The sequence below is a fragment of the Candidatus Pantoea soli genome (assembly GCF_007833795.1).
GTDB lineage: Bacteria > Pseudomonadota > Gammaproteobacteria > Enterobacterales > Enterobacteriaceae > Pantoea > Pantoea soli.
Genome location: NZ_CP032702.1, coordinates 1,143,414 through 1,162,233, shown reverse-complemented (window position 1 = coordinate 1,162,233; position 18,820 = coordinate 1,143,414). Strand labels below are relative to the sequence as shown.

At 56.4% G+C, this 18,820-nt stretch carries 17 protein-coding genes; 1 reads left to right on the top strand and 16 read right to left on the bottom strand.

All coding sequences use genetic code 11. The annotated features are described in order from the left end of the window. Positions 1-53 precede the first annotated feature (53 nt). From tolA to sdhC, 16 genes are all read right to left on the bottom strand, one after another. On the bottom strand, positions 54-1,352 hold the full coding sequence (gene tolA / locus D8B20_RS05380; protein ID WP_145887824.1) for a cell envelope integrity protein TolA: 1,299 nt from the start codon (positions 1,350-1,352) through the stop codon (positions 54-56). A 25-nt stretch (positions 1,353-1,377) separates the two neighbouring features. Then, complete coding sequence (gene tolR / locus D8B20_RS05375) at positions 1,378-1,806, bottom strand: colicin uptake protein TolR (protein ID WP_021508530.1); 429 nt, start codon at positions 1,804-1,806, stop codon at positions 1,378-1,380. Positions 1,807-1,819: 13 nt separating this feature from the next. Next, on the bottom strand, positions 1,820-2,506 hold the full coding sequence (tolQ, locus tag D8B20_RS05370) for a Tol-Pal system protein TolQ (RefSeq protein WP_145887822.1): 687 nt from the start codon (positions 2,504-2,506) through the stop codon (positions 1,820-1,822). Further along, complete coding sequence (ybgC, locus tag D8B20_RS05365) at positions 2,503-2,907, bottom strand: tol-pal system-associated acyl-CoA thioesterase (RefSeq protein WP_145887820.1); 405 nt, start codon at positions 2,905-2,907, stop codon at positions 2,503-2,505. The genes tolQ and ybgC overlap by 4 nt, the downstream gene beginning before the upstream one ends. Before the next feature lie 209 nt (positions 2,908-3,116). Further along, positions 3,117-3,410 carry a cyd operon protein YbgE gene (gene ybgE, locus D8B20_RS05360; protein WP_145887818.1) on the bottom strand — a complete coding sequence of 98 codons (294 nt, stop codon included), beginning with the start codon at positions 3,408-3,410 and terminating at the stop codon, positions 3,117-3,119. Then, positions 3,410-3,523 (bottom strand): cytochrome bd-I oxidase subunit CydX, encoded by a 114-nt coding sequence (gene cydX, locus D8B20_RS05355; RefSeq protein WP_145887816.1) that lies wholly within the window; start codon positions 3,521-3,523, stop codon positions 3,410-3,412. Before cydX ends, ybgE begins: the two co-directional genes overlap by 1 nt. A gap of 15 nt (positions 3,524-3,538) precedes the next feature. After that, positions 3,539-4,678: a cytochrome d ubiquinol oxidase subunit II gene (cydB, locus tag D8B20_RS05350; protein WP_145887814.1), complete on the bottom strand. Its 1,140-nt coding sequence runs from the start codon at positions 4,676-4,678 to the stop codon at positions 3,539-3,541. An 11-nt stretch (positions 4,679-4,689) separates the two neighbouring features. Continuing rightward, positions 4,690-6,261, bottom strand: a complete 1,572-nt coding sequence (gene cydA, locus D8B20_RS05345) for a cytochrome ubiquinol oxidase subunit I (RefSeq protein ID WP_145887812.1) — start codon at positions 6,259-6,261, stop codon at positions 4,690-4,692. A gap of 619 nt (positions 6,262-6,880) precedes the next feature. After that, on the bottom strand, positions 6,881-7,756 hold the full coding sequence (gene sucD, locus D8B20_RS05340) for a succinate--CoA ligase subunit alpha (RefSeq protein WP_013025067.1): 876 nt from the start codon (positions 7,754-7,756) through the stop codon (positions 6,881-6,883). Continuing rightward, the gene (gene sucC / locus D8B20_RS05335; RefSeq protein ID WP_145887810.1) at positions 7,756-8,922 is read right to left on the bottom strand and encodes an ADP-forming succinate--CoA ligase subunit beta; all 1,167 of its coding nucleotides are present in this window, start codon (positions 8,920-8,922) and stop codon (positions 7,756-7,758) included. The genes sucD and sucC overlap by 1 nt, the downstream gene beginning before the upstream one ends. A 67-nt stretch (positions 8,923-8,989) precedes the next feature. After that, complete coding sequence (odhB, locus tag D8B20_RS05330; RefSeq protein WP_145887808.1) at positions 8,990-10,210, bottom strand: 2-oxoglutarate dehydrogenase complex dihydrolipoyllysine-residue succinyltransferase; 1,221 nt, start codon at positions 10,208-10,210, stop codon at positions 8,990-8,992. A gap of 15 nt (positions 10,211-10,225) precedes the next feature. After that, positions 10,226-13,033, bottom strand: a complete 2,808-nt coding sequence (sucA, locus tag D8B20_RS05325; RefSeq protein ID WP_145887806.1) for a 2-oxoglutarate dehydrogenase E1 component — start codon at positions 13,031-13,033, stop codon at positions 10,226-10,228. Between the two features lie 205 nt (positions 13,034-13,238). After that, entirely contained in the window at positions 13,239-13,955 is a 717-nt protein-coding gene (locus D8B20_RS05320) for a succinate dehydrogenase iron-sulfur subunit (RefSeq protein ID WP_145887804.1), read from the bottom strand. 13 nt (positions 13,956-13,968) lie between these two features. Then, complete coding sequence (sdhA, locus tag D8B20_RS05315) at positions 13,969-15,735, bottom strand: succinate dehydrogenase flavoprotein subunit (RefSeq protein WP_145887801.1); 1,767 nt, start codon at positions 15,733-15,735, stop codon at positions 13,969-13,971. After that, positions 15,736-16,083 (bottom strand): succinate dehydrogenase membrane anchor subunit, encoded by a 348-nt coding sequence (sdhD, locus tag D8B20_RS05310; RefSeq protein WP_145887799.1) that lies wholly within the window; start codon positions 16,081-16,083, stop codon positions 15,736-15,738. Further along, positions 16,077-16,466: a succinate dehydrogenase cytochrome b556 subunit gene (gene sdhC / locus D8B20_RS05305; RefSeq protein ID WP_021508541.1), complete on the bottom strand. Its 390-nt coding sequence runs from the start codon at positions 16,464-16,466 to the stop codon at positions 16,077-16,079. The genes sdhD and sdhC overlap by 7 nt, the downstream gene beginning before the upstream one ends. A 630-nt stretch (positions 16,467-17,096) precedes the next feature. Here sdhC and D8B20_RS05300 point away from each other — a divergent pair. Next, positions 17,097-18,380, top strand: a complete 1,284-nt coding sequence (locus tag D8B20_RS05300; RefSeq protein ID WP_145887797.1) for a citrate synthase — start codon at positions 17,097-17,099, stop codon at positions 18,378-18,380. The last annotated feature ends 440 nt before the right edge of the window (positions 18,381-18,820 follow it).

Here is an 18,820-nt window from a genome sequence, read left to right as displayed (position 1 = left end):
ACTCATAGAGTACGGCAAGCTAACCTTAGTTCAACCTGCCGAACGTTACTGCATTATTGCGGTTTAAAACGCATAGGCGCATTTTTAAACACTTCATATACCGCAGCGGAAGGTGGCTTAGGAATACGCGCCTGTTTCGCTGCGGTTATCGCGGCCTGGCACAGGGCCGGGTCACCACCTTCTGCTTTCACGTCTATCAGCAAGCCATCGGGGGCCAGTTTAATGCGCAAATCGCAACTTTTGCCGCGGTAGGTATCCGCATCATAGAAGCGACTCTGGATCGCACTGGTAATCTGCCCCAGATACGAGTTGATCTCTGCGCCGGAAGCCCCGGCTTTTTTCTGATTCCCCTGGCCTGCGGCGGCGCCGCCACCTGCTGCTGCCCCGCTCTTCGGTGCGTTCTTACCGGAAGAGAGACCACCCAGCAGGTCGTCAACGTCACTCTCATTTTTAGCCGCTTCCGCCGCGGCTTTCTTCTTCGCATCCGCCGCGGCTTTGGCTTTCGCTGCCGCATCCGCTTTGGCTTTCGCAGCCGCTTCAGCTTTGGCCTTTGCTTCCGCCGCCGCTTTTTCTTTCGCCGCTTCAGCCGCTTTCTCTTTGGCTTCCTGAGCCGCTTTTTCTTTGGCCTCTTTGGCTTCTTCCGCCGCTTTCTCTTTCGCGGCTTTGGCTTCCTGCGCGGCTTTGGCTTCCTGCGCGGCTTTGGCCTTCGCCTCCGCCGCGGCCTGCGCTTTGGCTTCGGCTTCAGCCTTCGCTTTGGCTTGCGCCGCGGCTTTCGCCTGCTCGGCCGCTTTCTCTTTCGCAGCCTGCGCGGCAGCGGCTTTGGCCTGCTCTTCCGCTTTGGCTTTTGCTTCCGCGGCCGCTTTGGCCTGCGCATCCGCCTGCGCTTTAGCATCGGCTTTCGCCTGCGCAGCGGCGGCTTCTGCCGCTTTCTGCTGCTCCTGCGCCTGCTTCGCCGCGGCTTCGGCCGCTTTTTGCTGCTCAGCCTGCTGTTTTGCCTGCTCTTTCGCTTCCTGCTGCGCCTGCAGCCGCTCTTTTTCCAGCTGCTTCAGACGCTGCTGTTCGGCGGCCTGCTTCTGCTGCAACTCTTTGGCCTGCTGCTGCGCCTGTTTCTGGCGCTGCTGCTCGGCGCGCTGACTGTCACTTTGCTGATTCTGCTGGCGGTTGTACTGTTCAACCACGGCACCCGGATCGACCATCACTGCATCGATATCACTGCCGCCACCGCCGCCGCTGGCTTCGATATGTTCGTTAAACGAGCTCCAGATCAGCAGGGCGATCAGCACGATGTGCAGAATCACCGAAATGATTATCGCGCGTTTTAATTTATCGTTCTGCTCGGTTGCCTTCGACACTCTCGGTTCCCAAAAACGGTTCGCTTTAAATCGGCTGCGTCATCAAACCGACTGATTTCACGCCTGCCTGATGCAACAGGTTCAGCGCCTTGATGATTTCGTCGTAAGGCACGTCTTTTGCCCCGCCGATCAGGAAGACCGTCTTCGGATTGGCTTCAATACGGCGCTGGGCTTCGCTGACCACCTGTTCCGGCGGCAGCTGCGTCATACGATCGTGATCCACCACCAGGCTGTACTGCCCTACCCCGGCCACCTCCACAATTACCGGCGGATTATCATCGCTGGAAACGGTTTTGGAATCGGTGGCGTCCGGCAGATCCACTTCCACGCTCTGGGTAATAATGGGCGCGGTTGCCATAAAGATGAGCAGCAACACCAGCAGCACGTCCAGCAGCGGAACAATGTTAATTTCCGACTTTAAGTCGCGACGTCCGCGACCACGGGTTCTGGCCATCGTAAACCTCGACTTACTTGCTGTTGTCGGTGGAGAAAGCCTGACGATGCAGGATAGCCGTGAACTCTTCCATAAAGTTGTCGTAACCCTGTTCCAGCTTATTCACGCGCTGGTTCAGACGGTTGTACGCCATAACGGCAGGAATCGCGGCAAACAGACCAATCGCGGTGGCGATCAGCGCTTCGGCGATCCCCGGCGCGACCATCTGCAGCGTGGCCTGTTTTACCGCACCCAGCGCGATAAAGGCATGCATGATCCCCCATACCGTACCGAACAGGCCGATATAGGGACTGATGGAGCCCACGGTGCCGAGGAAGGGAATGTGCGTTTCAAGCGCTTCCAGTTCACGGTTCATCGAGATGCGCATGGCGCGACCGGCACCCTCAACCACCGCTTCCGGTGCATGACTGTTGGCGCGGTGCAGACGGGCAAACTCTTTAAAGCCAGAGTAGAAAATCTGCTCTGAGCCGCTCAGTTCATCACGACGCCCCTGACTTTCCTGATACAGACGCGACAGTTCAACGCCGGACCAGAATTTGTCTTCAAAGGCTTCGGCTTCGCGTCCGGCCGCATTCAGAATGCGCGTGCGCTGGATGATGATTGCCCAGGAGGCAATGGAAAAGCCGATCAAAATCAACATGATAAGTTTGACCAGAAGGCTTGCCTTCAGGAACAAATCAAGAACATTCATGTCAGTCACTGCTTGAACTCCGCGACAATAGACTTGGGAAGCGCAATCGGCTTCATTAGATGTGGGTTGATGCAGGCGATCAGGACTTCCGCTTCATTGAGCACGTTGCCTTCTGCATTCACGATACGCTGCGAGAACGTCATAGTGGCGCGGGTCATGGACGTCACTTCAGTCTGAATTTCCAGAAGGTCGTCGAGACGGGCCGCGGCAATAAAGTCCACCGTCATGCGCCGTACCACAAAAGCGACCTGCTCTTCCAGCAGGGCCTGTTGATTGAAATGATGCTGGCGCAGCATTTCGGTACGTGCTCGTTCATAAAAAGCAAGATAGCTGGCGTGGTAAACCACACCACCGGCGTCGGTGTCTTCGTAATAGACCCGAACCGGCCAGCGAAACAGCGTTGTACTCACTCTACATCCCGGTCTCATTTTAAACGTTGCTACTATACGCAAGAGCGATCCGCTTGGGAATGGTCCGCCAGAGCCAGGAGAAAATAATTATCAGACGTTAACAACCGGAAGGATTTTCAGGAGATTTCCTGACCAGACGCTGACATAACCTCACGTCTCGGCCGGCTGAGACAGGAGAAACGGGAGCAGGCGCGCCCCCGTTGCCAGGCTTACCAGCCGATATGCAACAGGCCGGCGGCCAGCACGATCAGCGCCGGCAGCGGGGCCAGCAGGAGCTGCCAGCGCTGGCGCTGCAGACGTAACCCGCTGCCGTGCACCACGCCTGCACACACCGCCCAGATGAGTAAAGCGCTCTGCCAGATCGCGATGTCACTGGTGCGCGCGGCAAAACGGGCCGGCTGCCACATCACACACGCAGCCAGCCCCAGCGCCAGTATCAGAGAAAGGGCCCGCAACGGGCCCCTGTCCATCCCCGCATACTGCATGCGAATCAGACTGCGCATCACGCCTGCTCGTCCCGCGCATGGCTGTCTTCTCTCTGTTCCAGTGCCAGGGCGGTGATGATTCCTGCCGCACAGGCCAGCAGGGTGCCAAGTATCCAGGCAAAATACCACATGCTCTTTCTCCTCAGTCAGTACAGCGAGTGCGTGTTGCGCTCAATGTGTTCACGGGTAATGCGGCCATACATCTTGTAGTAACACCAGGTGGTGTAAGCCAGAATCAGCGGCACAAAGATAATGGCGGCGCAGGTCATGACCTTCAGTGTCAGCAGGCTGGATGTGGCGTCCCACAGCGTCAGGCTGCTGCCCGGTACGGTGCTGGAAGGCATGATGAACGGAAACAGCGCGATGCCAGCGGTCATAATGACGCAGGCCAGCGTCAGCGATGAAAAGATAAATGCCCATGCTCCCTGCCCGCGGCGTGAACACATCACCGTCAGCAGCGGCAGGACGATGCCCAGCAGCGGGAACAGCCACAGCAGCGGCGTCTGTTCAAAGTTCACCAGCCACGCGCCGGCTTCACGCACCACCGTTTTGCCCAGTGGATTGGAAGCAGCATGGTGATCAATGACGCTTTTCACGACATAGCCGTCAATGCCGTATTTCACCCACAGGCCGGCCAGCGCAAAACACACCAGCATCACCAGCGCACCGATCTGCGCCGCAGCGCGGGCGCGCAGGTTCAAATCGCCCTCTGTACGCATCTGCAGATAGGTTGCGCCCTGCGCCAGAATCATCGCTACGCTGATGACGCCCGCCAGCAGGCCAAACGGATTCAGCAACTGGAAAAAATTGCCGGTATAGAACAGGCGCAAATACGCATCAGCATGGAACGGCACGCCCTGCAGCAGGTTGCCAAACGCCACGCCAATCACCAGCGGCGGCACAAAGCTGCCGATGAAAATGCCCCAGTCCCAGCCGTTACGCCAGCGCACGTCCTCAATTTTCGAGCGGTAATCAAACCCTACCGGGCGGAAAAACAGCGCTGACAGCACCAGGATCATTGCCACATAAAAGCCGGAAAAGGCGGCGGCATACACCATCGGCCAGGCGGCAAACAGCGCGCCGCCGGCGGTGATCAGCCATACCTGATTGCCGTCCCAGTGCGGGGCAATGGTGTTTATCATGATTCGGCGTTCGGTATCGGTACGTCCCAGTATGCGGGTCAGCATCCCTACCCCCATATCGAATCCGTCGGTCACCGCAAAACCGATCAGCAGCACGCCGATCAGCAGCCACCAGACAAAACGCAGCACTTCATAATCAAACATGATCGCTCTCCTTATCCGCGCGCCGGCTGAGTGGCAACGGGTGTCGTTTCATGGTGGTAGCGGCCGGTTTTCAGGCTGCTGGGACCAAGACGGGCAAATTTGAACATCAGATACATCTCTGCCACGAGGAACAGCGTATAGAGGCCGCAAATCAGCGTCATCGAGAACAGCACATCACCGACGGTCACAGAGGAGTTGGCAACAGCGGTTGGCAACACTTCACCAATCGCCCACGGCTGGCGGCCATACTCCGCCACAAACCAGCCTGATTCCACGGCGATCCACGGCAGCGGAATGCCAAACAGCGCTGCCTTCAGCAGCAGACGGTTTTTGCCAATGCGGTTACGCATCACACTCCAGAACGCGAGCGCGATAATCGCCAGCAGCAGGACGCCACACAGCACCATGATACGGAAGGCGAAGTAGAGTGGTGCCACGCGGGGGATTGAGTCCTGGGTCGCCTGCTGGATCTGCGCTTCGCTGGCGTTTGCCACATCCGGCGTATAGCGCTTCAGCAGCAGGCCATAGCCCAGATCCTGTTTATGCGCCTCAAACGCGCTGCGCACCGCCGGGTCCTTGCTGCCCGCTCGCAGTTCGTTCAGCAATGCATAGGCCTTCATGCCGTTGCGAATACGCACTTCATGCTGTGCCAGCAGATCTTTCAGACCGGTAACCGGCGTATCAACCGAACGGGTGGCGATCAGCCCAAGCAGATACGGGATCTGGATGGCATAGCGGTTTTCCTGCGTTCCCTGATCCGGCAGGCCAAACAGCGTGAAGGCAGCCGGAGCCGGCTGGGTTTCCCATTCCGCTTCAATGGCCGCCAGCTTGGTTTTCTGTACGTCACCCATTTCATAACCGGATTCATCACCCAGCACGATCACTGACAGCACCGCTGCCATACCAAAGCTGGCTGCAATGGCGAACGAGCGTCTGGCAAACGCCGTGTCACGCCCTTTCAGCAGATACCAGGCGCTGATGCCGAGAATAAACATCGCGCCGGTGGTATAACCCGCCGCCACGGTGTGCACAAACTTCACCTGGGCCACCGGGTTGAGGACCAGCCCGGAAAAGCTCACCATCTCCATGCGCATGGTTTCGAAGTTGAATTCGGAGGCAATCGGGTTCTGCATCCAGCCGTTCGCGACCAGGATCCACAGCGCCGACATATTCGAGCCCAGCGCCACCAGCCAGGTCACCGCCAGGTGCTGCACTTTACCCAGCCGATCCCAGCCAAAGAAAAACAGGCCAACAAAGGTGGATTCCAGGAAGAACGCCATCAGGCCTTCGATGGCCAGCGGCGCACCGAAAATATCGCCGACGTAGTGAGAGTAATAAGACCAGTTGGTGCCGAACTGAAACTCCATGGTCAGTCCGGTTGCCACCCCCAGCGCAAAGTTAATACCAAATAACTTGCCCCAGAATTTGGTCATATCTTTATAAATCTGTTTTCCCGACAGAACGTACACGCTCTCCATGATCGCCAGCAGAAAGGCCATCCCCAGCGTCAGGGGCACGAACAGGAAATGGTACATCGCCGTCAGGGCAAACTGTAAACGCGACAGCTCGACAATATCTAACATGATGACTCCTTGCTCCCGCGTAAATAATGCCGCTGTGCCGCTGCGCCTGTCAGCGCAACGATCAGGGCGGATATTTGTCAGGAACGACTGATTATTGATTCCAGTTTTATGCACAGCAGAACAGCGCAACAGGCAGCAGAAAACGCGCCAGTTACCCTGATAAAAATTCCCCGAAAAACCGATCGCATCGGTCTGTTTCGCGCAGGCGTGGCAGGAGGAAGTGGCAGAATTGATTTATCAACGTCTGGCACAACCCCCTGAATAACGTCAGAAAAGACCGAATTGATGCAGCGCAATTTATACCGGTTGCGCTCTATTTAGCCAGCGGTAAAGTTGCTTATATCTTGCGGATTATTGATCTGGATTAAGACGAAAACTTTCCAGTTATGTAGTGTGGGAAGCGTTGTTAATAAGTTGTCACTGCCGACGATCGATATTAAGAAATTCGTCACTTTCAGCGTGATTATTTAACGCCGCAACTTTCAGTAATGCCCTTTATAATTTTGCGCGTTCTGCAGTACCGCCCTGTTGCCTGCTCGCGGGCGGCCCCCCTTTCGCCAAATAGCCGCCATAAAAAAAGCCACCCGAAGGTGGCTTTTTAACAGCAGAGAAAACGGGCTTATTTCGCTGGCAGTACGGCTTTTACCGCATCGCCAATGTCAGCCAGGCTGCGTACGGTTTTCACACCGGCCGCTTCCAGCGCTGCGAACTTCTCGTCTGCTGTGCCTTTACCGCCGGCAATGATGGCACCCGCATGGCCCATACGCTTGCCTTTTGGCGCGGTAACGCCCGCGATATAGCCCACAACCGGCTTGGTCACGTGCTCTTTGATGAACGCGGCAGCTTCTTCTTCTGCACTTCCGCCGATCTCACCGATCATAACGATCGCTTCGGTCTGCGGATCATCCTGGAACATTTTCAGGATGTCGATGAAGTTAGAACCTGGGATCGGGTCGCCGCCGATACCCACGCAGGTGGACTGGCCGTAGCCAATGTCCGTCGTCTGCTTAACGGCTTCATACGTCAGCGTGCCGGAGCGGGAGACGATACCCACGCGGCCAGGCTGGTGAATGTGACCTGGCATGATGCCGATTTTGCATTCACCTGGGGTGATCACGCCCGGGCAGTTTGGCCCGATCATGCGCACGCCCGCTTCATCCAGCTTCATTTTCACCGTCAGCATATCCAGCGTCGGGATACCTTCGGTGATGGTGATGATCAGTTTGATGCCGGCATCGATCGCTTCCAGGATACCGTCTTTGCAGAACGGAGCCGGAACGTAGATCACGGTGGCGGTTGCGCCTGTGGCTTCAACCGCTTCACGTACCGTGTTGAACACCGGCAGGCCCAGATGAGTGGTGCCGCCTTTGCCCGGCGTTACACCGCCAACCAGCTGCGTGCCATACGCCAGCGCCTGCTCAGAGTGGAAAGTCCCCTGGCCACCGGTGAAACCCTGGCAAATGACTTTGGTGTTTTTGTCGATCAGAATGGACATTATTTACCCTCCGCAGCAGCAACAACACGCTGTGCCGCGTCTGTCAGGCTGGTTGCTGCAATGATGTTCAGACCGCTGTCCGCCAGTTTTTTAGCGCCCAGCTCGGCGTTGTTACCTTCCAGACGTACCACCACCGGTACGTTGACACCCACTTCTGCTACTGCACCGATGATGCCGTCTGCGATCAGGTCGCAACGCACGATGCCGCCGAAGATGTTAACGAATACCGCTTTAACTGCATCGTCAGACAGGATGATTTTGAAGGCTTCTGTTACGCGCTCTTTGGTCGCGCCGCCGCCAACATCAAGGAAGTTTGCAGGCTGACCACCGTGGTGTTTCACGATGTCCATGGTGCCCATCGCCAGACCGGCACCGTTGACCATACAGCCAATGTTGCCTTCCAAGGCGACATAGTTCAGTTCCCACTGTGTTGCGTGGGCTTCACGGGGATCTTCCTGGCTTGGGTCACGCATTTCACGCAGCTCAGGCTGACGGAACAGTGCGTTACCGTCGGCACCCAGCTTGCCGTCGAGGCAGATCAGATCGCCCTGTTTGGTGATCACCAGCGGGTTGATCTCAACCAGCGCCAGATCGCGCTCCAGGAACATGGTCGCCAGGCCCATGAAGATTTTGGTGAACTGGCTGACCTGCTTACCGCTCAGACCCAGCTTGAACGCCAGCTCGCGGCCCTGATAAGGCTGCGGTCCGGTCAGCGGATCCAGCGCCATTTTGTGGATCAGGTGCGGGGTCTCTTCCGCGACTTTTTCGATCTCCACGCCGCCTTCAGTCGACGCCATGAACACCACGCGACGGGTGGCACGGTCAACGACCGCGCCCAGGTACAGTTCCTGGTCGATGTCGGTTGCGGCTTCAACCAGGATCTGGTTTACCGGCTGACCGTCGGCGTCTGTTTGATAGGTCACCAGACGTTTGCCCAGCCAGTTTTCCGCGAAGGCGCGGATCTCTTCTTTGCTGTTAACCACTTTCACACCGCCCGCTTTACCGCGGCCACCGGCATGAACCTGACATTTCACTACCCACGGGCCTGCGCCAATTTTAGAGGCGGCTTCTTCTGCTTCACGTGGCGTCGTGCAGGCGTAGCCAGTCGGAGCCGGCATACCATACCGTGCAAACAGCTGCTTCGCCTGGTATTCGTGTAAGTTCATGATGTTCTATCCATTCAGATCTGAAACATTTAAGTGTGGGCGCGCATCAGGCGCGCGCCCGGCGAAATCAGACATCCAGCAGCAGACGCGCCGGATCTTCCAGCATCTCTTTAACCGCTACCAGATAGCCCACTGACTCGCGGCCATCGATCAGACGGTGATCGTAAGAGAGCGCCAGATACATCATTGGCAGCACCACCACCTGGCCGTTCACCGCCATCGGACGATCTTTGATGGCGTGCATGCCGAGGATCGCGCTCTGCGGTGGGTTGATGATTGGCGTGGACATCAGCGAACCGAACACACCACCGTTGGTGATGGTGAAGTTGCCGCCGGTCAGCTCTTCCACGGTCAGTTTGCCGTCACGGCCTTTCACCGCCAGCTCTTTAATTTTCTTCTCGATGTCAGCCATGCTCAGCGCATCCACATCTTTCAGTACTGGGGTAACCAGACCGCGCGGCGTGGAGACAGCGATGCTGACATCGAAGTAGTTGTGGTAAACCACATCATCACCGTCGATGGAAGCGTTCACTTCCGGGAAGCGTTTCAGCGCTTCAACTACCGCTTTGATGTAGAACGACATAAAGCCCAGACGCACGCCATGACGCTTCTCGAAGGCATCGCCATACTGCTTGCGCAGATCCATGATTGGCTTCATGTTGACTTCGTTGAAGGTGGTCAGCATCGCGGTGCTGTTTTTCGCTTCCAGCAGACGCTCCGCCACGCGCTTACGCAGACGGGTCATCGGTACACGTTTTTCGCTGCGGTTAGCGACAGCCGCCTGCGGTGCTGCAGCAGCAGCGGCTGGCGCTGCTTTGCTGCTGTCGGCTGACTTCGCCAGATGTTTTTCCACATCTTCACGGGTCAGACGGCCGCCCACGCCGGTGCCTTTGATCTGGCTGGCATCCAGGTTGTTTTCGGCAATCAGGCGGCGAACCGCCGGGCTCAGCGCGTCGTTGCTCTCTTCTTCCAGAGACGCGGTCTGACGCTGCGCAGGCGTAGATTCATTGCTTTCTGCTTTGGCGGACGTCTCTTTGCCGCCGCTGTTGCCTTCTTTCAGGCGACCCAGAATCTGGCGTGATGTCACCGTTGCGCCTTCATCTTCCAGTACCGCTTCCAGGATACCGTCAGCAGAAGCAGGCACTTCCAGTACCACTTTGTCCGTTTCGATTTCGACCAGAACTTCGTCGCGGCTAACAGAATCGCCAGGTTTTTTGTGCCAGGTGGCAACCGTTGCGTCCGCTACGGATTCAGGCAAATCGGGAACGAGAATTTCTACGCTACTCATTTTCTTTCCTTTTAATTAACCAAGGTTCAGCGCGTCGTTGACCAGGTCTTGCTGCTGTTGTTGATGTACGGACATATAGCCCACGGCCGGTGAAGCAGACGCCGGACGGCCTGCGTAACGCAGTGACGCACCAAAGGGAACCACTTCGCGGAAATGATGCTGACTGCAATACCATGCGCCCTGATTCAGTGGCTCTTCCTGACACCAGACAAAATCCTGCACATGGGCGTAATCTTTCAGGGCTTCCTGCACGGCTTTGTGCGGGAATGGATAGAGCTGCTCGATACGCACGATGGCAACATCGGTCTGCTCGTTTTTGCGACGCTGTTCCAGCAGATCGTAGTAAACCTTGCCGGAGCACAGCACCACGCGTTTCACCTGCTTCGCATCCAGTTCATCGATTTCGCCAATCGCCGGCTGGAAGCTGCCGTTGGCCAGTTCATCCAGGCTGGATACCGCCAGCGGATGGCGCAGCAGCGATTTCGGTGACATCACAATCAGCGGACGGCGCATACCGCGCAGCGCCTGACGACGCAGCATGTGGTACACCTGAGCAGGTGTCGATGGCACGCAGACCTGCATGTTCTGCTCAGCACACAGCTGCAGATAACGCTCAAGGCGTGCAGAGGAGTGCTCCGGGCCCTGCCCTTCGTAGCCGTGCGGCAGCAGCATAACCAGGCCACACATCCGGCCCCATTTCTGCTCACCGGAGCTGATGAACTGATCGATTACCACCTGGGCGCCGTTGGCGAAATCGCCAAACTGCGCTTCCCATATGGTCAGCACGCGCGGCTCGGCGGTGGCATAGCCATATTCGAATGCCAGTACCGCTTCTTCAGACAGCACAGAATCCCAGACTTTGAACTGGCCCTGACCGTTATGAATATGGTGCAGCGGCGTATAGGTTGAGCCGTTCTGCTGGTTATGGATCACCGCGTGACGGTGGAAGAAGGTGCCGCGGCCGGAGTCTTCACCCGACAGGCGCACCGGAATCCCTTCGTCGACCAGCGTAGCGTACGCCAGGTTTTCCGCGCCGCCCCAGTCAAACAGCTTGTTGCCTTCCGCCATCTCTTTGCGATCGTTGTAGATCTTCGCGACGCGTGACTGCACTTCCACTGCTTCCGGAATGGTGCTGATACGACGTGCCAGCTCCTGCAGACGTTTCATGTCCACGGTTTCCGGATAGCCTTCGTCCCACTCATGGTTCAGGTACGGCGACCAGGTGAAGGAGTGCAGGCTCATCGGACGCCATTCCGGCACCACGCATTCACCCGCATCCAGCGCATCGCGATACAGATTGACCATTTCCGTGGCATCTTCCTGCGTCGCCACGCCTTCGCTTTCCAGCTGATCGGCGTAGATTTTGCGCGGCGTCGGATGTTTTTTGATTTTCTGGTACATCAGCGGCTGGGTTGCACTTGGCTCATCCGCTTCGTTATGGCCATGACGGCGATAGCACACCAGATCGATAAAGACATCGCGTTTGAAGGTGTTGCGGTAATCCAGCGCCAGTCGGGTCACAAAGGCCACGGCTTCCGGGTCGTCTGCATTGACGTGGAAAATAGGCGCCAGCACCATTTTGCCGATGTCGGTGCAATACGGCGTGGAACGGGCATCTTTCGGGTTTGAGGTGGTGAAACCCACCTGGTTGTTGATCACAATGCGAACGGTACCGCCTACTTCGTAACCACGCGCCTGCGACATGTTCAGGGTTTCCTGCACCACGCCCTGACCGATAACAGCTGCGTCACCGTGAATGGTGATAGGCAGGACTTTGTTGCTGACCGGCTCGGCCAGGCGATCCAGACGCGCACGCACTGAGCCCATGACAACCGGGCTGACGATTTCAAGGTGCGACGGGTTGAACGCCAGCGCCAGATGCACCAGGCCGCCTTCGGTTTCGATGTCAGACGAGAAGCCCATGTGGTACTTCACATCACCGGTGCCGAGGTGCTCTTTATGCTTACCGGCGAACTCATCAAACAGATCCTGCGGCTTTTTACCCAGCACGTTGATCAGCACATTGAGACGGCCGCGGTGTGCCATTCCCAGCACCACTTCGCGCGTGCCGCTCTTGCCGGCATGGCGAATCATTTCACGCAGCATCGGGATCAGCGCATCGCCGCCCTCCAGCGAGAAGCGCTTGGCGCCCGGGAATTTCGCACCGAGGTATTTTTCCAGCCCTTCTGCCGCCGTCAGCTCTTTCAGGAAACCTTTTTTCTCTTCCCCGCTGAATGCGCCGTGGCCCGCCACCGATTCCAGACGCTGCTGAATCCAGCGCTTCTCTTCGGTGTTGTTGATGTGCATGTACTCTGCACCAATTGAGCCACAGTAGGTCTGCTGCAGCGCGGCATAAAGATCCGCCAGCTTCATAGTCTCTTTGCCAATGGCAAACGAGCCTACGTTAAAGCTTTCCTGAAAATCGGCGTCGGTCAGATCGTGAAAAGCCGGATCGAGATCGGCAACGGTCTCCTGCTTCCAGAGACCCAGCGGATCAAGGTTAGCGTGCTGATGGCCGCGGAAGCGGAACGCATTGATCAGCTGCAGCACTTTAACCTGTTTTGAATTGGTGGCCGGATCGGTGACTGTGGAGGTGTAGCGGGTCGCATCTTTGGCCAGGCGGCGGAAGTATTCACGCGTGGTGGAGTGGAACTGTTCAGGTTTCACGCCGGTGCCGGGCAGCTGCTGGAACATCGAGCGCCACACTTCATCAACGGAGTCAGGATCGGTCAGGAAATCCTCATAGAGCTGCTCTATGTAGGATTGGTTCGCGCCGGCCAGCCAGGAGGAGTCCAGCCAGGGTTTCATCGCGCTGTTCTGCATTGTGATCCCTTAAGCATTAATCTGCTTTTTATGAGGTTTCATTTGTTGCCGCTTTCACGGCTTGCCGTAGTGAGTTCAGCGATACGAACCTGTGCGCTACCAACGCCTGGCCCGTAAGGGAACCTTTATAAGCGTGGTCAGTACCGCGCTTATAGAGGCTTCCGTAAAACGTCGGGAACCTGGGTTCCCGACGATGACTTCTGTTTTACGCGCCGCGCTGCAGCAGCATCGACTTAATGTGGCCGATGGCGCGCGTCGGGTTGAGGCCTTTCGGACATACGCTTACACAGTTCATGATGCTGTGGCAGCGGAATACGCTGAACGCATCGTTCAGATTGTCGAGACGCGCATCCGTTTCGGTATCGCGGCTGTCAATCAGGAAACGGTAAGCGGCCAGCAGACCGGCCGGACCGATAAACTTGTCCGGATTCCACCAGAACGACGGGCAGGAGGTGGAGCAGCAGGCGCACAGAATGCACTCATACAGACCATCCAGATGCTCACGCTGTGCCGGGCTTTGCAGGTGCTCGCGCGCCGGTGGATTTTCCCCATTATTCAACAGGAAAGGCTTAATCTTCTCATACTGCGCATAGAATTGCCCCATGTCGACCACGAGGTCACGCACCACCGGTAAACCCGGCAGCGGTCGGATCACAATCTTCTTGCTGCCGTTACCCAGTGCTGACACCGGCGTGATGCACGCCAGGCCGTTTTTACCGTTCATGTTCAGGCCATCTGAGCCGCAAACCCCTTCACGGCACGAACGACGGAACGCCAGCGTCGGGTCTTTCTCTTTCAGGCGAATCAGCGCGTCCAGCAGCATCATGTCGCGACCATCTTCCGCTTCCAGGGTGTAATCCTGCATGCGCGGTTTGTCATCGACTTCCGGGTTATAACGATAGATTGAAAATTCGAGTCTCATGATGATCTCCGCATTAATAAGTACGCGCTTTCGGCGGGAAGGCCGCGCGCAGTTTCGGCTGCATGTTCACCTCACGGCGCGTCATGCTTTCCGTTTGCGGAACATAGAGACTGTGGCACAGCCAGTTTGCGTCATCGCGCTCCGGGTAGTCGAAGCGGCTGTGCGCGCCGCGGCTTTCCGTACGGAAGTTGGCCGCAACGGCGGTGGCGTAGGCCGTTTCCATCAGGTTATCCAGTTCCAGGCACTCGATACGCTGCGTGTTAAAGTCTGGTGAACGGTCGTCCAGACGGGCGTTTTTCAGACGCTCGCGAATCGCTTTCAGCTCCGCCAGACCTTCACGCATTGCATCACCTTCACGGAATACCGAGAAGTTGTTCTGCATGCAGCGCTGCAGCGCTTTACGGATTTCCACCGGATCTTCACCCGTGGTGTTGTTTTCCCAGCGGTTAAAGCGCGCCATGGCCGCAGCGATTTCATCTTCAGTCGCGTCACGCAGCTCGCCCTGCTCAGCAATGCACTCCATCAGGTGTACACCCGCCGCACGACCAAACACCACAAGGTCAAGCAGTGAGTTACCGCCCAGACGGTTTGCCCCGTGCACCGAAACGCAGGCGATTTCGCCTACCGCAAACAGTCCCGGGATGACTTCATCTTCACCCTGCTCATTCACCCGCAGTGCCTGGCCGGTGACTTTGGTCGGAATACCGCCCATCATGTAGTGGCAGGTTGGAATAACCGGGATCGGCTCTTTGATAGGATCAACGTGTGCGAAGGTGCGCGACAGCTCCAGAATGCCTGGCAGGCGCGATTCCAGCACTTCTGCGCCCAGGTGATCGAGTTTCAGTTTGATATGCGGACCCCATGGGCCATCGCAACCGCGACCTTCACGAATTTCCACCATCATGGAACGGGCCACCACGTCACGGCCTGCCAGATCTTTGGCATTTGGCGCATAACGCTCCATGAAACGCTCACCATGCTTGTTCAGCAGGTAACCGCCCTCACCACGGCAGCCTTCGGTAACCAGCACGCCCGCACCGGCAATCCCGGTTGGGTGGAACTGCCACATTTCCATATCCTGCATCGGCACGCCGGCACGAATCGCCATGCCAACGCCGTCACCGGTGTTGATGTGAGCGTTGGTGGTGGACTGATAAATACGCCCTGCACCGCCGGTAGCCAGAATGGTCGCTTTGGCTTTGAAGTAGACGGTTTCGCCGGTTTCAATGCAGATAGCTGTGCAGCCAACGATAGCGCCGTCGGCGTTTTTCACCAGATCCAGCGCGTACCATTCGGAGAAGATAGTGGTTTTGTTTTTCAGGTTCTGCTGATACAGCGTATGCAGCAGTGCGTGGCCGGTACGGTCGGCAGCCGCAGCCGTACGGGCTGCCTGCTCACCACCAAAGTTCTTCGACTGACCACCAAACGGACGCTGATAAACGCGACCGTCATCAAGACGGGAGAAAGGCAGACCCATATGTTCCAGCTCCAGAATCGCTTCCGGGCCGGTTTTACACATATATTCGATCGCGTCCTGGTCACCGATATAGTCGGAGCCTTTCACGGTATCGTACATGTGCCATTCCCAGTTATCGTCATGGGAGTTACCCAGCGCCACGGTGATACCGCCCTGCGCCGATACGGTGTGGGAACGGGTTGGGAATACTTTTGATAACAGGGCGCAGCTCTGGCCCGATTGGGAGATTTGCAGAGCGGCACGCATACCTGCGCCACCCGCGCCGATCACCACGGCATCAAATTCTCTGACTGGCAAACTCATTTACACACCCCACACCACAACGGTTCCATAAATTGCATAGGACAACAGCGCGACCACAATCAGCAGTTGCAACACCAGACGGGTTGCCAGCGGTTTCACGTAGTCGGTCAGCACCTGCCACATGCCAATCCAGCCATGAATCAGGATGGAGAACAGCGTCAGCAGCGTGAACACCTTCGTGAAAGAGGAAGCGAAAAAGCCGCGCCAGACATCATAAGTCAGCGTGCCGGTCATCACGACAAAACCGAGGATATAGAGAATGTAGAGCGTAATTAAGATTGCAGAAGCACGCAGTAACAGCCAGTCATGGATACCGTTGCGTCCTAATGCAGAAGCATTGCTTACCATACGAGGACTCCAGCCAAAATTGAGAGCACGACAGTGATAACAAAAACCGCTTGCGCGGTACGGGTTCCCACCTGCAGGGTTTCAGCGGTAAAGCCAAAATCCGCCAGCATATGACGAATGCCGCTTGCGGCGTGATAAGCCAGCGCGGTCAGAATGCCCCACATGATAAATTTGGCGAAGAAGCTATCCATGATGGATGCCGCCTGCTGGAAACCTTCCGGAGAGGAGAGAGAGAGACCCAGTAACCAGAGCAGAATTCCGAGGGCGACAAAGGTAATCACGCCGGAGACGCGGTGGAGAATGGACGATATTGCAGTAACGGGAAACCGGATCGTCGAGAGATCCAAGTTAACAGGTCTTTGTTTTTTCACGGTTTTGCCCACACAGCTCTTTTTATTTTGCTTCCTCCGGTCCTGAGTTGCAGAAGAGCACAGTGCGTGTTCAGACTACAACCGCCACCAAAATAGCAACATCCAGTGTTAAATGAAGCGGGAAAAACGCTGGGTGACTCCTGGTGTCAGGGTATTCCGGAGACCTGGCGGCAGTATAGGAGGATCACATTCTGATTACAATTCCCCTACAATCTCTTTGGTCACATTTAAGCTGATCAGTGATCTTCCTCACGAATTTCACAATTAACACATTTTTAATTATCTGATTTGACAATAGATCAACATTTCAGTTACAAACAAACGCATTAAAGCCCTATGATGCACAAAAGTTATGGGGATACACTTTCCCCTAAGCTCAAGTTATGTAACATTGCCTTTACGAGCAACATAAACCGTCAGGTTATTGGTTACCAAGAAGTTATGTCGAGACAGGATCTTTAACATCCGCGATTTGCACCATGTCATGCCCGGACGCCACTGGCCCAAACACCGCGTTGCTCTGTAACCTTGCATGCCCAACGTTACCGCAGAGTGATGCTGTGAAGATTGTGGTTTTACGCAACATGAAGGCTATTCTGGTGTCTAAGATCCTTACCTACTAAGGCGCTATGGAGACGAAAAATGACAGATAAAAAAGTGACGCTAACCCTACAAGACAACAACACGGTTGAACTGGATGTGATGCAAGGCACGCTGGGACAGGATGTTGTTGACGTCCGCGCCCTTGGCTCAAAAGGCCTGTTCACCTTCGACCCTGGTTTCACCTCTACGGCGTCCTGCGAATCAAAAATTACCTTTATTGATGGTGATGAAGGGATTTTGTTACATCGCGGTTTCCCGATCGATCAGCTGGCCACCCACTCCAACTATCTTGAAGTGTGCTATATCCTGCTGAACGGTGAAGCGCCAACGCAGGCGCAGTTTGATGAGTTCTGTACCACCGTTACCCGCCACACCATGATTCATGAACAGATTACCCGCCTGTTCCACGGTTTCCGCCGTGATTCACACCCGATGGCCGTGATGTGCGGCGTAACCGGCGCGCTGGCCGCGTTCTATCATGATTCTCTGGATGTCAACATTGAGCGCCACCGCGAAATCGCGGCTTTCCGTCTGCTCTCTAAAATGCCGACCATGGCAGCCATGTGCTACAAATACTCCATCGGCCAGCCGTTCGTGTATCCGCGTAACGATCTCTCCTATGCCGGCAACTTCCTGCACATGATGTTTGCCACCCCCTGTGAAGAGTACAAAGTGAATCCGGTGCTGGAGCGCGCGATGGACCGGATTCTGATTCTGCATGCTGACCACGAACAGAATGCGTCGACCTCTACCGTACGTACTGCTGGCTCTTCGGGCGCTAACCCCTTTGCCTGTATCGCGGCCGGTATCGCATCGCTATGGGGACCTGCACACGGCGGCGCAAACGAAGCCACCCTGCGTATGCTGGAAGAGATCAGCACCGTGGAACATATCCCGGAATTTGTGCGTCGTGCGAAAGACAAGAACGATTCGTTCCGTCTGATGGGCTTTGGTCACCGCGTTTACAAAAACTATGACCCGCGTGCCACCGTCATGCGCGAAACCTGTCACGAAGTGCTGAATGAACTGGGCATGAAAGATGATTTGCTGGAAGTGGCGATGGAGCTGGAACACATTGCCCTGAACGACCCGTACTTCATCGAGCGTAAACTCTATCCGAACGTTGACTTCTACTCCGGTATTATCCTCAAAGCGATGGGCATCCCGTCTTCCATGTTTACCGTGATCTTCGCGATGGCGCGTACCGTGGGCTGGATTGCACACTGGAAAGAGATGCATGACGAAGGCATGAAGATTGCCCGTCCGCGTCAGCTTTATACCGGCTACACCGAGCGCGAATTTACCTCGGCGCTGAAAAAATAACTATCAGGGCGGGTTATCCCGCCCTTTTCTTTCCTGCCGCACACGTCCTTCTCTTGCATCTTCGCGCTGTTGCGAACTGTCTGTCGCGCTGAGACGTCCTGCGTCTGCTGCTGCCGGGCCGTCCACGCGCCGCTTGCGCGGTCTCTTCAGCCTTCACGTCATGCCTGACGGAACGGCCGGGATCGGTGGTCCTGACCGGCCCGGCCTGATTTGCGCGTCGTGCGTAATCGCCTGGCATCACGTAACAGCCTCAGCGCTGCGGATAGCCCTGAGCATCAGCGGATCTCCGGCGCCGTCAATCTGACCGCTTGCTGCCAGCATCAAGGTCACAGCGCAGGCTGATCGGGGCAACCCGCAGCGCTGAACAGGGTGAGGAAACCCGGATGAGCCCGCAGGAAAGCGGACCAAAGGCGCCGCCGATCCCTCAGGCTGACGAAGCA

Excerpts from the sequence above, each read along its gene's own strand:
- tolR (WP_021508530.1), bottom strand. The coding sequence starts at position 1,806 with ATGGCCAGAACCCGTGGTCGCGGACGTCGCGACTTAAAGTCGGAAATT.
- ybgE (WP_145887818.1), bottom strand. The coding sequence starts at position 3,410 with ATGCGCAGTCTGATTCGCATGCAGTATGCGGGGATGGACAGGGGCCCG.
- cydX (WP_145887816.1), bottom strand. The coding sequence starts at position 3,523 with ATGTGGTATTTTGCCTGGATACTTGGCACCCTGCTGGCCTGTGCGGCA.
- cydB (WP_145887814.1), bottom strand. The coding sequence starts at position 4,678 with ATGTTTGATTATGAAGTGCTGCGTTTTGTCTGGTGGCTGCTGATCGGC.
- cydA (WP_145887812.1), bottom strand. The coding sequence starts at position 6,261 with ATGTTAGATATTGTCGAGCTGTCGCGTTTACAGTTTGCCCTGACGGCG.
- sucD (WP_013025067.1), bottom strand. The coding sequence starts at position 7,756 with ATGTCCATTCTGATCGACAAAAACACCAAAGTCATTTGCCAGGGTTTC.
- sucC (WP_145887810.1), bottom strand. The coding sequence starts at position 8,922 with ATGAACTTACACGAATACCAGGCGAAGCAGCTGTTTGCACGGTATGGT.
- odhB (WP_145887808.1), bottom strand. The coding sequence starts at position 10,210 with ATGAGTAGCGTAGAAATTCTCGTTCCCGATTTGCCTGAATCCGTAGCG.
- sucA (WP_145887806.1), bottom strand. The coding sequence starts at position 13,033 with ATGCAGAACAGCGCGATGAAACCCTGGCTGGACTCCTCCTGGCTGGCC.
- D8B20_RS05320 (WP_145887804.1), bottom strand. The coding sequence starts at position 13,955 with ATGAGACTCGAATTTTCAATCTATCGTTATAACCCGGAAGTCGATGAC.
- sdhA (WP_145887801.1), bottom strand. The coding sequence starts at position 15,735 with ATGAGTTTGCCAGTCAGAGAATTTGATGCCGTGGTGATCGGCGCGGGT.
- sdhD (WP_145887799.1), bottom strand. The coding sequence starts at position 16,083 with ATGGTAAGCAATGCTTCTGCATTAGGACGCAACGGTATCCATGACTGG.
- D8B20_RS05300 (WP_145887797.1), top strand. The coding sequence starts at position 17,097 with ATGACAGATAAAAAAGTGACGCTAACCCTACAAGACAACAACACGGTT.